Source organism: Alkalimarinus coralli (genome assembly GCF_023650515.1).
Lineage (GTDB): Bacteria > Pseudomonadota > Gammaproteobacteria > Pseudomonadales > Oleiphilaceae > Alkalimarinus > Alkalimarinus coralli.
Window position 1 is genome coordinate 3,252,468 of record NZ_CP096016.1, and the last position, 15,590, is coordinate 3,268,057.

The window sequence follows — 15,590 nt, forward strand, 5'->3', positions numbered from 1 at the left end:
CTCACCCTATATAGGGTGAGATATCCACATCATCGACCTGCTCAGGTTCAAGGTACTGTCGGCCATATTGCTTATACACCCCTGATGTTAAGAACAGTTCAAACAGGTCAGGATCAATATGGTTATCTTTTTTCATATGCCCCATTATCTCGATAGCCTGACTCAGTGTTTTCGCTTTTTTATAGGGGCGGTCAGACGCCGTTAGTGCTTCAAATATATCGGCAATGGCCATCATGCGTGCACTGAGAGGCATATCTTCTCTGCGCAGTCGTTTTGGATACCCGGTACCATCCATTTTTTCATGGTGGCCACCCGCAATTTCAGGTATGGCTTTCATCTGCTTCGGGAACGGCAACTTACTCAACATGATGATTGTCTGAGTCATATGATTATTGATAATAAAACGCTCTTCTTCCGTTAACGTGCCTCTTGCCACCGACAAGTTATAAAGCTCACCTTTATTAAATTTGTGCTCAGGTATTTGTAGTTTAAAGCCCCAAGGGTTATCCGGGTCATCATAGACACCAGGGTCTCGTTCAATAATATGATCTGCCCGGTCAGCTAACAGCGGCTCTACAACGGGCAATGCGGGGGCTGGTATTTTGGCTTTGCGCTGCTGCTCTTCCCATGAAATACCCAAGCGATCATCCAGTGTTCGAAGCCATTTTCTTTGCGCGATCTTATTTAGCCTGGTTAACGCTTCTGGCGCCATAAACTCTGCCCCAAGATTGCACTCAGCAATAAACGCAAAGTCATCATCCAGTTCAGCAAGCGCTTTATCCAGCCCTGGCTTCAGCTCTTCTTTGTTCGCGCCATTGGCAACCGATTTCCAGAACTCAAGTTCAGTTTCACGCTTGATGACTTCAAATCGCATCCTGACTTCGTGAATACGATCATAGAGGGTTTCAAGCTTGGTTGATTTATCAATGACATACTCAGGGGTCGTCACTTTGCCACAATCATGCAGCCAACTCGCAATATGAAGCTCTTCCCATTGCTCCTTTTTTAAATCGAAATCAGAAAAACGGGCGTCATCGCTTTTACAGGCAGCTTCCGCAAGCATATTGGTCAGAACCGGTACCCGCTGGCAGTGCCCGCCGGTGTATGGGGACTTCTCATCAATCGCACCCGCAATCAGTTTAATAAAAGCCTCCAGAAGGTTTTTGCGAGTTTCTACCATCTGAGCGCTTTCAATAGTCAAAGCACTAAAACCGGTCACTGCCTGTACAAAATCTAACTTTTCGGCTGACTGCGCGGCCTCCCCCTTGGTTAGTGGGTCAAACAGCAGGCACAACATGCCAATATGCTCAAACTGGCGATTTTTTAGTGGAAAAACAACGACCTTTAACTCATCCACCGCTAACGCATCCAGCACCTGAAAAACCCCGCCCTGGGAAGCCTTATCACTCGCTTCACCAATTAGCCGGTCAACCGTGAATGTTATGGTTTGCTGGCTGTTGATACTTGTGCTGAATAGCGACTCTTGCGTGATATCAACATCATTCAACAGGCTGTCAACCACCCCAGACGGGGTCATAAAACAAGACGGCTGCAAGCGGGTTTCATCTTCGTTTAAAAGATACACCACGGCCCCGGATGCAGAACTGACCTCAATAGTGTCTCTGGTTATTTTTTCCAACAAGCGGTCAAAGTCTTTCTCACCGGCTACCGAGTTGATCATCTCAATAAAGTTATGAATCGTATCCTGCATCAGTTGAATTGAATTCCCTAGATCACTGATTTCAAGAATGAACGAATCAACCTTCACCGGCTTAGTAAAATCAAAACGGCGGACACGAGATGTTTGCTCGGCTAGCATTTTAAGTGGGTTTGATATTTTCGTGGCAATAAAAAGCGCCGCAGGAATCGACAAAATAATAATGATTATGGTGATTAGAATGGACTGGTCCCTAACCACCAGCGCCTCAATAAGCAACTCTTCTTTTGGTACAAGAATCAGCAACCGTAAGTTAAGGTCATCACTGAGATCTACATTGCGGGCAGCGGCTAGCCACTCATCGCCTTTTACTTCAAAAAAACTCCCTTTTTCGTAATAAGTGCCTTCGCGGTGCACTATTTGATTAAGCAGCGGGTTGTTCAGCTCCTTTATCGATTTCCGTTCCGTCTTATCGAGCGTACTGCTGAGTATAAAGTTGTCATCTTCAGAGCTTGCTAACAGGCGGTTCTCTTTATCAATCAGGTACAACCTGCTACCCGGCGTAACCTGACTCAGCCTTAGTGTTTGCGATAGGTTTTTAAGCGAAATATCTGCGGCAATAACCGCATTTTTATTCGTATTATGTTTGGCAACGGTGATGCCAACGATGCCGGAAAAGTAAAACAGGTAAGGTTTGGTAGTTATTATTGCATCATGCGCCAGCGCCTGCTCGTACCACAGCCGTTTTAAGGGATCATAGGTGGTTTGCTCCAACGACTTATGGGCTATCTGAACTAATGAGTGGTCGTAAAAGTAGCGACTCAAAATAGCGCCGCCAGAGTCCGTTTCAATATTATCGATCACATAAGCAGTATTCACCGGTGCAGCATATAAATTCCGCTCATCATTATTTTCAATACGACGGAGAATTAACGCTTCGCTATTGGCATTGCCGACAACCAGATTAACCAGTTCGGGTTTGGTCTTTAGTACATTGGCAAGCTGCTCCAGATAAACAATGCGCTGCTCAAAACTGTCTGCTTGCAAAAGGTTGGAAAAAGAGAGCAGATCAACCGTGGTGGCAACGGGGTGGTAGGTGGTTTCAAACTTCAAAAAAACATCTTGCGCGGCTCTGTCAAATACCGCTTCGGCATCTTCAATAATAAGCTTGGTGATCTTCTGGTAGTGAAAAACCCCCAAAGAAATACCCAGCAGCAATACAAACGACACGATCGCCACAAAAAGATGTATGCGGATAGGGAAACTATACGTTTTTGATTGTGGCTCATCACCAGAGTTCAATTTGACTTCTCGCTTCACGCTGTTTTAAATAGGATCACAGATAACTCAATTTAAGCAAAGAAACAGTCTAACGCTCAACCCCCTCTGCGTTCTTTAACGAATCTGTATATAGCTGCCAAACCAGATCTTCACTATAGATAGCCCGTACTGCTTTTTTAATTTTTGGTATCAGTGCTTGATAAGGGGATTTATTCGATACATGAAGCCACCACTCTTTTTTATTGAGCAGAAAATGAGGGTTCCAGCGGTGAATATCGTAATTGAGCAACCGGTTTGCTTCATAAAGGCCAGATTGTGAACCAACAATGGCCGATGCTCGCCCTCGGTTCATCATTTTCAGCCCTGCGCTATAGTCAACTACCGTAAACTTGTTCAGTTGACTATCTTTATCAAACCGTGGTTCAAAGTTTGCCCTTCTCAGCACAGCAATACTCTTTAACTTGTACAAATCTTCATAGTTATTAACATAAAACCCTTTGTTTGGAATTACCAGAACTTTGGATTTTGAAACTTCCCCTGCATAGGTGACATACTGTTTTAGAGACGCATTTTTAAATATAATGGCGATATCCAAATCACCATTTTTCATGCTCTCTATCACCCGGGGGTATGGATAATAGTGAATGCGTATTTTTTCGCCGAGCTCTGTTTCCAACATTCTGTAGATATCAACAACGGTGCCGCTCTTAGACTTATTATTTGGGTAGGCAAAAGGAGGGAATGGAGGCAAACCAGCCTTCAAGACGAGACCGCCTGAATACCGATTCTTTCCCGCAGGGTCATCGGCATAACTAGTGGGAGAAAAAGCTGCCAAAGCGCAGGCCACGGAGAGAAAAGTTCTGACTAAATACCGAAGCGAGTTGTGCTTTACAAAAGCCTTTAACCAGCCGCCCATCATAATATCTTCACCAACATGCGCTGCTTATGACAGCGATACATATACAAAAGATACTTCAACTTTAGACGTCAACAGCTTGATGTCAACGGCATGTCTAGCCTGCTTTGGCAACTCCGCTCGATAATTTATACATGCTTGAGGTAAATGGGCGGGCAGGCTGAACAGGTTTCAAACTCGCCATGGTCATGGGAGCAAAACAGAGTAATATCCGGGTTATCACGCTTCAATGATCTTAGCTGTTGCTGGTTATGCAACCGGTCTGCCCTGCTTGATTCATCGATCATTTGAGTTAGCGACAACCCTGGAGTACAGCGAGGCTTATCAAGATCCATTTCACTTTGATGAAAATAGGCATCACCACAGTGCAATACCCACCCCTCTGTTGTGGCAACCGCTACACCGCAGTGTCCCCGACTATGGCCATGAAGAGGCACCAACAACAAGTCCTGCAACCGGTTATTCAAGACGTGAACGCTATCAAAGCCAAACCACCGCTCTCCTGTAACCCGGTGCAACTGCCAATCGGGGTTATGCTGCCACATTTGTGACCGGTAGCGGTATTTTTCAACCAGTGTGCAGGGCTCTGTACCGGCCGAGTACTCTTTCTCGTGCACATGTATTTTGGCATGAGGAAAGTCGACAATACCTCCAGCATGGTCAGGATCCAAATGAGTAAGCACGATATGCTTTACGTCATTGCGGCTGAAGCCAAGCTTCTCGATCTGATACAGAGCGGTCTGCTCCACATCCATCACCGGGTTCATGGCTTTAGCAATTAGCAACCCCATTCGACCGGTGCTTTGCATATCTTCTACCGAGAACCCTGTATCTATAAGGATCAGGCCTTCATTAGACTCGATCAATAGACAATGGCAGGACAGTATCGACTTTGCGAACAACCCTCCTTTGCCATTAATTAGCCTGGCACCTTGGGGGCAAAGCGTTGCGCAATTCAGATGATGTATTCGGTGAGCCATTCAATATTCCGGATAAAAAGTAATAAAGGGGTTAAAAGCGATGCGAGACCTCTCCACGGCGTGATGAGCAAAGCAAAGCAAAGCAAAAAATGATGAGTAAACGCAGTAGCCTTGGAAGCGTCTCGATACACATTACAAAATCTGTAGGTGTATTAAACGACTGGACAGTTCATACGTCAATGAGCCTTCATTCAATTAATGTACCCATGTCTCACTTTACGCGATTTAAAGCGAGTGTCCGGCTTTCAGCCCTGATATTAATATAGTTCCCCAAAAACATAACCGTTCCCCCTACCAGTACAGCCCAATCAAGCGGTTCGTTGTACAAAAGAAAACCTATCAGCGCAATAAGCGGTAGGCGCATGAAATCCATCGGCACGACCACCGATGCATCAACTAACTGCATGGCTTTTGCGATACAGAAATGGGCACTCAGGGCAGTAATAGCTACCAGGCTAATTAAAAACCATTCAAACAGCTGAGGCATTGTGAAATCAGCTAACACCGGCAGCAAGCCTAGCGGAAGTTGAATAACCGTCATATAAAACAAAATACATAGTGGGCTATCAGTGCCCACCAGCGACTTGGTTTTAATATATGCCAGGCCATAACAGAGTGCACTCAGCAACACCGCAATAGATGCGGGCTGAACAACTTCGATGCCAGGCCTGAGAATGATTAACATCCCGGTTAAGCCAAGTAAAATGGCTATCGCCTTACTGCCTGTCATTCGCTCACCGAGCATCACAACCGCAAAGATGGCCGTCCAGACGGGCACGGTAAACTCAATTGCGAAAACGTCTGCAAGCGGGATAAACGCCAACCCCAAAAACCAGCCAAACTGCCCTCCGTAGTGGGCCAGATTTCTGACGATATGCGTCGATAGGTGCCGGGTGCGAACAAGCCCCCAACCTTTGCGGCTAATCAATGTGCACACTATCAATAAGCCTACCAAGCTCCTGAAGAACAGAATCTCAATGGTGCTAAGTGTCTCCGACAGCTCTCTACCCGCAACAGCCATAAGAGAAAATGAAGACAGCGTTCCCAGCATCCAAACAACGGCGACTGTCGCAGGGTTAAGTCTACTCATTTGCTCATAATTCCCATCAAATAAACGCCTTCCTTCGGTGTAATATAGTTAACTAGGCACTATACTTATTCTTGCAATTAAATTCTTGCTGGAGAGCAATGCACACGTGTTCAAGACAATCACAACGTTATCGGCACTCATACTTTTAAGCCTAAGTACCAAGGCATTCAGCGAAGAGGTTCATTACCTCATTGTCGAGAGACTTAGCGAGCCTTTTCAGTTAACACAGGATGGAAAAAGCAACGGCGGCATTATTTCCGACATCGTAGACAAAGTGTTCGAGGACTCCCCGTATACCGTTAAGCATCATGCGTTTCCGCTTAACCGGCTATATAAAATGGTTGAGTCCGGTGAGATCACAAACTGGATTGCATATGATGCCAAAGTCTGGAACTCACTCAGCAAATGGGGAGACTTTGTAGACGAACCACTCTTTCCAGTAAGGCACACCTATTTAACATGCAGCCCAAACGCCCCCGAGCAGATCGACTCCGCAAGCGATATTAATAATCACTACATCGCCGTACTCAAAAACTTTGATTACCCTGAGCTTGATGAACTCAGGGGCAAAGAGCAGCTGAACTTGATTCCTGTTAGCGACTACGATCAAGGTATCAGCCTGACGATGCTAAACAGGGTTAATGCCTTTGTTGAAATGGATTTGCGCGTACGCTTCAAGCTCAAAACTGCCTCCATTGAAAAGCCCTGCTTACAGTTTGTGGATATCAGCCATATTATTCCCGCTTACTCGATCTACTTAACTACCGACAAAAACAACCAGTCGGGTGTTAATGAGTACGCAGCCAAAAGAATCAAACAACTTAAACAGAATGGAACCATTCAAAAGGCGCTGAGCCGATATATTAGCGTAGACAACCCACTATCGACGGAGCCAAAAGTAGGGCTGCAATAAGCAGTGTGTCGTTAAGCAGAGCAAGGTTAGTTTCATGGAGCAATCTTTAACGGGAGGATCTACCCAGCACCACGATACCTATCCCCCCCAAGATCAGCACCCCAGACACAATCAAATCTATACTGATAGCTTCAGACATAAATATCACACCACCCAAAGCAGCAATAACAGGCACTAGCAGTTGTACCACTGCGGCTATCGTTGCCGATAACCCTCTCAGCGCCATATACCAAATAGAGTAACCCATACCCGAGGCAATGCCCCCCGAAATAACCGCTAACAAAGCCCCTTCCGTTGATAACCGCATATCCTTCAGTGTGATAATCGCAAGCACCAAAACCAGAGGAACTGAACGGAAAAAATTATAAGCAGTATCCCCAAGCGGGTTCTCTGATCCACGCCCCTTTAGGGTATAAATCCCCCACGCAATACCTGCGATACTCATCAATAAAAAGCCAAGTATCGACGGAGTGGTTACGCTGGGAAGGATCAGGTATACAAAACCTCCAAAGGCCAACAGCACTCCAACAACCTCCCCCACTTTTAGCCTATTGCCAGACAAAATTGAGAGCACAATGATGGTCATCTGTACCGCACCAAAGAGAATAAGCGCCCCCGTACCGGTATCCAGGGAAATATAGGCGTATGAGAACGCTACCGCATAAACAAACAACATCAAGCTGGCAGACAAACTGCCTTTAGGCGTTGCGTGTCGGCGACGCTTATTAGGGTTGACCTTCAATATCAACAACAGCATCAACGTGCCCGAAAGCAGACGTAGCACAGAAAAACCCGCAGCATCAATTAAGCCTTGGCCTAATGCCAATCGACACAATACCGAATTCGCGGCAAACGCAATTAGGGCTGTGGCGGTTAATACCGCATAATAAAACGGGTTCTTTCTGGTGTGTGTGTTCATGTTATAAAGAAGCCAAACTGGCTCACAAAGGACATGTTATCCACTGCAAATGCTTTACCTGTGTTAATACGGCAATGCCCCCGATAAAGATCAACAAAACATCACTATTTTAATCCTACAGGGTATTTGCCCCTTCTGCATCGAATACGTTTTCATTAAACTGGTGGCTGTCTAAATATAGACCAATATGACTTTAGTAAACGTTCATGTTAGAGTAATTACTCTATACAGCATTTAAAACATTCTGTATTTAAGATATTCCGTATTCAAGGTATTGTGTCACTCAGGGATCAATGGGCTTAAGCGTTAGCATTTGTCCATCAACCTCTCGAACACAGGGAACAAATAAAAGGGTAATAAAGATGCTATTTTCTCTTCAGGTTAAAGGTTATCAAGGCTTAATGGGTGCAATGAAGTTCGCTGCAAAAGTGGTTCCTATGCCCAAGCCAACGTTATTCACTGGTGTAGACTCATCTCTTGAGCTTTGCGATGCAATTGGCCAGATGGGTACCAAGAAGGTTCTCATCGTGACTGACGAAATGCTGGTGAAGTTAGGCGTGCTCGACAAAATCCAAAAGAGGCTCACCAAAAACGGGGTTGAGTTTGTCATTTATGACGGCGTTTTACCTGACCCAACCTATGACCAGGTAGAAAATGGCCTTAACGCCTATAAGCAAAACAAATGTGAAGCCATTCTGGCAGTGGGCGGAGGCTCTCCGATTGATGCAGCAAAGGTAATCGCAGCGCGCGCTACGAATAACCGGGCGATCAAAAAACTGGCCGGCATGTTTAAAGTATGGACAGCTCCGGCTCCATTATTTGCTATTCCAACAACAGCCGGCACCGGTTCTGAAGTGACTATCGCGGCGGTTGTATCTGACCCTGTCACGCACCAGAAAACTCCGTTGATTGACCCTAAGCTGGTACCGATGGTCGCAGCACTTGATGCAGGCCTTATGACCGGCCTACCTGCACACGTCACTTCAGCGACAGGTATGGATGCGTTAACTCATGCGGTTGAAGCGTATATTTCAAAAAATGCGTCCAGTGATACCGACGGGTATGCCATTGCGGCAACTCGCCTTATCATGGAGAACCTGTCTAAGGCGGTTAAGAAAGGCGACAACCTGGAAGCACGCCAGAATATGGCTCTCGCTTCATACTATGCCGGTTTGGCATTCACCAAGGCAAGCCTGGGCTACGTTCATGCTATTTCACACAACTTTGGAGCCAAGTACTCTACGCCCCATGGTTTAGGCAACGCGATTGTACTGCCTTACGTTCTGGACTACTCAAAAGCTGAAATTAACGACCGTTTGGCAGACCTTGCTGAAGTCAGCGGTTTGAAAAAGGGTAACGAAAGCAATGCCGAGTTAGCTCAGAAGTTCATCGATAAGATTCGTGCCATGCTGAAAGAGTTTAATATCCCTGAAAAGCTGGACGCGTTAAAAACAGAAGATATCCCGGAAATTGCTCGATTGGCCTTAAAAGAAGCCCATTACAACTACCCGGTTCCGAAGTATATGGATCAGGAAACCTGTGAAAGCTTTATTAAGCAGATGGTTGCTTAAATAGACACAGTTGTTCAAACCTCATATCCAAATTTAAAAAATACTGTCATTCCGGCATTGTTTTAGCCGGAATCCATTGTTTTAGAGGTTTAAATAGTATTCCGAACTGTGGATTCCCGCCTTCGCGGGAATGACAGCGGGGACTATGTTCATATCTCTATGGATAACTGCTGCTTAGCAAGACTAATCGGCAAACAAAAGAAGTAAAAAGGGCGAGTTGACGCAATATCAGCTCGCCCTTTTTGTATCACAAGAGATCTTTGTAGACGTTATGAGCGATTACTGCCCCATTTCATACTCCCCATTTAGGGTATAAACCTGCGCCTTCCAGATTTTTTCAAATCGTTCCGCATTCGGCACCGGCGCTTTAATCAACCCTTGGCAAGCTCTTTCTGCTTTTCAGAGTTGCTGGGCTTAGTCAAAATGGTAACCGCATACTTGGAGAAGTCGCGAATCAAAAAGTCAATGATTTCATCAATCAGCTGACCATACACGACCAGGGTAAAGCAGTCTCCCAGAGCCAGCAGGTAGTCGATATCTTTAGACTGATGCTCGTCTGGAGAGGCTTTTAACAGGAACGTTTTAAAAGCCTCAATTTGCTCTTTAAACACGTTTACGTTGGGCAAATAGCCCCTATAAGGGTAGCTAATTGTTCTCTGTCGTAAAGTACAAGTGCCATCTACTGTTACACAGCGCTGTGCATTTCGTTATGTTTGCCGTTTGATGCTCGCAAAATACTAAGCTACGGTTAACATTGAATTGTCTTTTGTTAACTTGGACTATTTTTTACAATCTTTTAAACTGCGCGCGGCGGAGTTAGCGTAGAATCGGCCTATAGCTTGTAAAGCACACCTTTGCAGGGTGTGTAGTGAAAGGTGGTTTGACGTTGTTAATAGGCTAATTGAGAGTTGTCTTCTGTGGTAAAAACAATCCCCCCCTATAAACTTTCCAGTGCTCATGGTTTTACGCTAATCGAGTTGGTCGTTGTTATCGTTCTATTGGCCATATTGGCGGCATTTGCGCTACCTCGCTTTGCCGACCTTCAGGTAGAAGCACAGCGCTCGTCCGTTGAGGCAACCGCCGCCGCATTTAATGTCGGCGTGAGAAATGTCCACCTTCAATGGAACGCCGCCGGAAGCCCGGGCGCCGTGCTTAATTTTATCCCTATCAGCGACCCTGTAGTAGGCGGAGACCTTAGCGTCAACGCAGCGGGCTGGCCTGCCGATACCCGGGGTGTCAGTCTAACGCTCAACAGCCAGGACGATTGTCTGGACGTATGGAGAGCTGTACTTTCAGCCAACTCGGAGCAAGTCGCCAGCTCAGGCACCAGTGACTATCTGGCGACGTATAACGGCTCGAACCGTTGCACCTATACCTATCAGGAAAACACCGCATTCACCATACAGTATGATTCGAATACCGGTGAAGTCGTAGCGAATACTTAGTGGGTTAGCTTCTAACAGGCAAGCCAAAAGTGCTTGGAGGGTGTTTGCTCCTACAAATTTATTTCAATATCAGGTCACTATGTTTCCGTCAGCCTTTGATCAGACTGAAAACCCGGCCTGCAATCGCTCAATATTCTGAACAATATGTTGGGGTACGGCGCTACTTTTCTTATTTTCATAGTCGTAAAACACCACTAACCCCTCCCCTTCGGCTGCTAAGCAGTTCTGGGTCAGGCTATGAACCCTGTAGTGCATGGTAAAACGCTTCTCGGCAATTTGATCAATCCACGCACCAATAATAATCTCATCGGGAAAGTTTAAAGGCGCTCTAAAGTCACAGCGGGTCGACGCTAAAATAGGCCCGACCTTTGTCTCCTTAAGGTGCTCCATTACACCCAGCCGGATAAAAGTCGCCATCCGCACATCTTCAAAATAACGAAAGTAAACCGTATTATTCACATGCTCAAATGCATCCATATCTCCCCAAATAACGCTCTGCTTAAGGCTTACCGGGTATTGTTTATCCATATCTTGCAACGCCATCTGCCACCTCACTCAATAGTATTATTCCAGGATGTTAATCACATTTTACATTCGTTTACACCGACATTTAGGAAAAACCTTTATGCTTACCCCCATATTCATTCTAATGCATAAAACAGGGTCGGTTTATGAAAAAAACAACGTCAGCATTATCAGCAGTTGCAGCATTCGTTTTTAGCTCAGCAGTTAATGCCAGCCTGATAACACTTGATAGCAGAAGTATTGATGCAGCTATCGACGATACTGACTTTGTCTCATCATGGGCTAACCAGGCTTCCTCAGTAACTCGCACTGAGCTTGAGGTGTTTGAATCCTATCGCTCGGGCAACCATACCATTAACCTGCTAACCATTGACTTTGATATGGTATCAACGGGCACATGGAGCTTTGATTTAGGCTTAGACGCCGGTTACGGTGCAGCGTTTTATCTGGACGACACCTTAGTCAGCAATAGAACAGATGACCTCTGGTGGTCATATAACTGGAACCATGGCGATGTGATGCATGTGATGGACAATACACTGACTGCCGGCAGCCATAAGATTGAAATCTACTGGGCAGAAAAGTGCTGCAATGGCGCCAGCAGCGCAAAATTCACCACCGACGGCTCAAACTGGTTAGCACTATCGACCGACAATATTGATGCCGCAGCATCAGTACCGGAGCCTGCCAGCCTGGCTCTATTCAGCTTGGGACTGGTTGGTTTAACCTTGGCCCGTACCAAGAAAAAGAGTTAAGCGATACAAACAGCTATAAAATGGTCTACCTGCTTAACACAGCAGGTAGACTCAACAGTCTTAAGTACGTTCTCAACAACCAACTATCCTCTTGGCTTCTGCGACTCTGACTCTAGCTTAATGCCACTAACGGCAAATTTAATCCACTTTTGCAGCCCTTTATTACCAAACAACGCTTCAATAAATTGGCTGAATAACTTGTACTTAGCTCGGGTATAGGGATACCAGTTGGCCTCCAGCTTGTCGCTCTGTTTATCGACTAAAATGGCTTTCGACTGTGTCATGCCTCGTAGTCCTTCCACCCCTTTGACTCGACCAAATCCGCTCTGCTTAGTGCCACCAAATGGCAATGCTGGGTTGCCTTCAGTGAGCATGACATTATTGATTGATACCGCCCCGACTTCCAGCGCTCTGGCAACGCGGTCTGCACGAACCAAATCTTTACTCCATACGCTGGCACTTAAGCCAAATTCAGTATTATTGGATTCATCAATCACCTCTTGCTCAGTAGTAAAAGGTGAAACCGTAATAACCGGACCGAACGTCTCTTCACTCATAACCGCCATATCGGTCGTGGCGTTTTCAATAATCGTCGGCAGGTAAAAAGGCAGCTCTCCAGAGAGCATCTCTCCGCCAGCAATAATACTGGCCCCTGCGGCACGGGCATCTTCAACCTGTTTACGAATAATATCCAGCTGAAAATCTGCCGTAATGCCGCCAATATCAGCACCGCCATCATCCCCGGCATTTAACACCAATTTTGCGCACTCTTCTTTGAGCTTATCGACAAACGCCTGATAGATACCTCGCTGCACGTAAACCCGCTCAACAGAGGTACACGACTGTCCAGCATTGGTCATCGCCCCCCATAGACAACCAGCCACAGTGCGATCAATATTGACGTCATCAAAGACCACCATCTGGTCTTTGCCGCCCAGCTCAAGCTCAACGGGAATCAGATAATTAGCCGCTTGGCTCAGTATTTTTTTGCCAGTACGAGCACTACCAGTGAAGAAGATTTTTGCCGGCCGTTGATCTATTAGTCGTTGCGCTGTGATGCCACTACCGTACACCACATTGACAGATGACGTTAAAAGCGGTGAAGCCGACATCATCTCTTCGATTAACCCGTTCAAAGGCGTAATTTCGGATGGTTTGAAAACCACCGCGTTACCGGCAGCTAAAGCCGTCAAAATCGACACCATCGCAATATTAAACGGGTAATTCCAGGGTGCGATAATCAATACCACCCCTAAGGCTTCATGGTAGATTTTTGACTTCTTGCCCATTAACGAAATCGGCGTATGGGCTTTCTCATCGGCCAGTATTTTGGGCGCATTGGCAATCAACCAATCAGCATAGTCCAACACCCCCATGGCTTCTGACACCAGTGCATCCGTTCTGCTTTTGCCGGTTTCCAATATAACTTTATCAACAATTTTCTCACGGTTTTCGTAGATCACATCCCGCACTTTTTTAAGTGCCTCTACCCGCTCTTTAACCGTTGTTTTCTTTAGCTGCTGGAAGCCTTCGCGGGCATTGCTAAATGCGGCTTTTATCTGCTCTTCACTGGATTCGTTTATTTCGTAAAGCGTTTCCAGCGTCACGCTGTTTTTTACTGCAATCGCATTCATCGCGCTACACTCCCATTTGGCTTGTTAGTTTCACTCTTCCCCTGCTCATCCTCAACCGGCTCGCAATGCACCTGATACCCCATCGCTTCATGCACGGAAGGCCCTTGGTAAAAGTCACTGCTTTTACCCGAATAGTAAAGGCTAAAAACAACCCCTTTAATGCCTACATTCAAAAGCCTTAGAAGCCCGCCTATCGGTTCTGGAAAAGCAGACTCTTTGTCTAGCAGCTTCAAAATACCTTTAATAAGAAATACAGGGGCCACACTAAAGACCTTCATCAGTAGTTTGAAGTCCTTCACGTCAGCCTCAGGTGTCGGCGCCATCACCTCATCCACATGGTTGATACAGCCCGTTTCTGAAAATGAAGGAAAACCGTAGCCACCTGGAATGACCAAGTCGCCCACTTTGTTTAAGCCACGAAGTTCAGTTTGAGATAAAAACAGAGACATTAGAGTTGTACCTCCACCACCGGTGATTCTTTTTTCGTTTGAGTTGCCGGCGAAACACCGCATTCTGCGAGGATATGCTCACTGGCCTTATGCCCCAATGCCATAATACTGAGCGCAGGGTTAATTCCCGGGGCGGAAGGAAAGGTCGAAGAATCGGCAATGAATAAATTGGGGTGGTCATGAACCTGAAAGGTCTCATTCACCACCGAGGTTTTGCCATCTTTACCCAACGTACATCCCCCCATTAGGTGCAAGCCGATTTTGATCGGCGACTTCATTACCTCTCTGGCTCCCAACGTATTAAACAGCGTTTCAACCACTTGCAGGCCCGCATTAGCGCGCTGCCAATCCGCGTCAGCCATGGTTTTTTTGATCTTTAAACGACCCGATTTATCGATATCAATGGTTCCGGCAGTGGCGTCTCTTACCGCTACTTCAATGCAGGCCATGTTGCGGTATTTCTGCATAAATTGCTGGTGCTCTCTGCCAAAGCCTGGCTTTAGCAATGAGATGGCAATAGGCCCGGCAAAAACATTCTCCAGCTTAAACCCTTGTTGACGAAAACGAGCGTCTTGGGATTTAACCGATTGAAAGGCCCCTTTGTGGGAGTCGACAATGTCATCAAAAAGCGCAATATTCATAAATTGCGGATGGCAGTTAAAGTTCTGCCCCAAGGCGGGCAGCTTATCTTTAAAGCCTGACTTCAATAGCATCTGAGTTGACCCCAATGCGCCCCCCGCTACGATACAGCGGCGACCATGTACCTGCTTGGCAGTTCCATGCTGCTGTCCATACACCGTCACCAGATTCGAACCATGGATAATCTGCGACACGTTGAACTCAGTCTCAACCGCAAGGCCGTGCTGTCTCGCTTTTTTGATGAAGGTAACCAACGAACTTTGCTTGGAATTTCTGGGGCACCCTCCCAAACAGACGATACAGTCGTTGCCATCACCACAATTATTTTGCCCGCGGCGAAGTGGCGCCCACTCCATGCCGCACTTTTCAAACCCTTCAACATAGAGTTCTGCATTGCGATTCCAGTCACTTCTCTCCATCGTATGGAGGGACAAATGCGACTCAACCTCATCATAATGGCGTGCCATAGCATCCGTTGAGTAAAAATCAACACCAGTACGTGCCCGCCAGTCATCAAACGCGTTATCATCAAAACGATCCAGCAGACATTGGTTGATAATGCTGCCACCGCCTAGCACCTTGCCGCGAAGAAACAGCAGACCGGAATCGGTTGTGGTGTCCATTCCGCCACTCCACATGAGCGAGGCATTGGCATTCAGTTCATTACTCGGAAAGGTTTTAGCGGAAAACTCTTTACCCGCTTCCAACATCAAGACCCGTGCACCCGCCTTGCTCAGGTTATATGCCAGTACGCCTCCCGACGGCCCTGAGCCTATAATCACAAAATCATAAATATCTGCCACGTGCTATCCCTCT

The 15,590-nt window shown here is 46.4% G+C and carries 14 protein-coding genes; 4 read left to right on the forward strand and 10 right to left on the reverse strand.

Translation table 11 applies throughout. From position 1 onward, the window contains the following. Window position 1: 1 nt before the first annotated feature. The 4 genes from MY523_RS14595 to MY523_RS14610 form a co-directional block, all read right to left on the reverse strand. On the reverse strand, window positions 2-2,959 hold the full coding sequence (locus tag MY523_RS14595; RefSeq protein WP_250655425.1) for an HD domain-containing phosphohydrolase: 2,958 nt from the start codon (window positions 2,957-2,959) through the stop codon (window positions 2-4). Between the two features lie 67 nt (window positions 2,960-3,026). After that, entirely contained in the window at window positions 3,027-3,773 is a 747-nt protein-coding gene (locus tag MY523_RS14600) for a substrate-binding periplasmic protein (RefSeq protein ID WP_250655426.1), read from the reverse strand. Window positions 3,774-3,982: 209 nt separating this feature from the next. Beyond that, window positions 3,983-4,834: an MBL fold metallo-hydrolase gene (locus MY523_RS14605; protein ID WP_250655427.1), complete on the reverse strand. Its 852-nt coding sequence runs from the start codon at window positions 4,832-4,834 to the stop codon at window positions 3,983-3,985. A gap of 211 nt (window positions 4,835-5,045) precedes the next feature. Beyond that, window positions 5,046-5,924 (reverse strand): DMT family transporter, encoded by an 879-nt coding sequence (locus MY523_RS14610; protein ID WP_250655428.1) that lies wholly within the window; start codon window positions 5,922-5,924, stop codon window positions 5,046-5,048. A 106-nt stretch (window positions 5,925-6,030) separates the two neighbouring features. Between MY523_RS14610 and MY523_RS14615 the strand changes: the two genes are divergently transcribed. Next, window positions 6,031-6,837, forward strand: a complete 807-nt coding sequence (locus MY523_RS14615) for a transporter substrate-binding domain-containing protein (RefSeq protein WP_250655429.1) — start codon at window positions 6,031-6,033, stop codon at window positions 6,835-6,837. Window positions 6,838-6,883: 46 nt separating this feature from the next. On the opposite strand, the gene MY523_RS14620 is transcribed toward MY523_RS14615, so the two are convergent. Beyond that, window positions 6,884-7,756: a DMT family transporter gene (locus MY523_RS14620; protein WP_250655430.1), complete on the reverse strand. Its 873-nt coding sequence runs from the start codon at window positions 7,754-7,756 to the stop codon at window positions 6,884-6,886. 362 nt (window positions 7,757-8,118) lie between these two features. On the opposite strand from MY523_RS14620, the gene MY523_RS14625 reads away from it, so the two are divergent. Continuing rightward, on the forward strand, window positions 8,119-9,327 hold the full coding sequence (locus tag MY523_RS14625; protein WP_250655431.1) for an iron-containing alcohol dehydrogenase: 1,209 nt from the start codon (window positions 8,119-8,121) through the stop codon (window positions 9,325-9,327). Window positions 9,328-9,698: 371 nt separating this feature from the next. Here the strand turns inward: MY523_RS14625 and MY523_RS14630 are convergent, their stop codons facing one another. Then, on the reverse strand, window positions 9,699-9,953 hold the full coding sequence (locus MY523_RS14630) for a hypothetical protein (RefSeq protein WP_250655432.1): 255 nt from the start codon (window positions 9,951-9,953) through the stop codon (window positions 9,699-9,701). A 291-nt stretch (window positions 9,954-10,244) separates the two neighbouring features. Here MY523_RS14630 and MY523_RS21860 point away from each other — a divergent pair, with 291 nt between their 5' ends. Then, the gene (locus tag MY523_RS21860; RefSeq protein ID WP_275975297.1) at window positions 10,245-10,772 is read left to right on the forward strand and encodes a type II secretion system protein; all 528 of its coding nucleotides are present in this window, start codon (window positions 10,245-10,247) and stop codon (window positions 10,770-10,772) included. A gap of 99 nt (window positions 10,773-10,871) precedes the next feature. On the opposite strand, the gene MY523_RS14640 is transcribed toward MY523_RS21860, so the two are convergent. Next, window positions 10,872-11,315 carry an acyl-CoA thioesterase gene (locus MY523_RS14640; RefSeq protein ID WP_250655433.1) on the reverse strand — a complete coding sequence of 148 codons (444 nt, stop codon included), beginning with the start codon at window positions 11,313-11,315 and terminating at the stop codon, window positions 10,872-10,874. A 128-nt stretch (window positions 11,316-11,443) separates the two neighbouring features. On the opposite strand from MY523_RS14640, the gene MY523_RS14645 reads away from it, so the two are divergent. Further along, the gene (locus MY523_RS14645; RefSeq protein ID WP_250655434.1) at window positions 11,444-12,052 is read left to right on the forward strand and encodes a CCXG family PEP-CTERM protein; all 609 of its coding nucleotides are present in this window, start codon (window positions 11,444-11,446) and stop codon (window positions 12,050-12,052) included. A gap of 83 nt (window positions 12,053-12,135) precedes the next feature. Here the strand turns inward: MY523_RS14645 and MY523_RS14650 are convergent, their stop codons facing one another. Genes MY523_RS14650 through MY523_RS14660 form a run of 3 tightly spaced genes read right to left on the reverse strand, consistent with a single transcriptional unit; the run spans window position 12,136 to window position 15,577 of the window. Continuing rightward, window positions 12,136-13,686 carry an aldehyde dehydrogenase family protein gene (locus MY523_RS14650; RefSeq protein ID WP_250655435.1) on the reverse strand — a complete coding sequence of 517 codons (1,551 nt, stop codon included), beginning with the start codon at window positions 13,684-13,686 and terminating at the stop codon, window positions 12,136-12,138. Then, entirely contained in the window at window positions 13,683-14,135 is a 453-nt protein-coding gene (locus tag MY523_RS14655; protein ID WP_250655436.1) for a hypothetical protein, read from the reverse strand. Before MY523_RS14655 ends, MY523_RS14650 begins: the two co-directional genes overlap by 4 nt. Beyond that, on the reverse strand, window positions 14,135-15,577 hold the full coding sequence (locus MY523_RS14660) for a GMC family oxidoreductase N-terminal domain-containing protein (protein WP_250655437.1): 1,443 nt from the start codon (window positions 15,575-15,577) through the stop codon (window positions 14,135-14,137). The genes MY523_RS14655 and MY523_RS14660 overlap by 1 nt, the downstream gene beginning before the upstream one ends. Window positions 15,578-15,590: the final 13 nt, after the last annotated feature.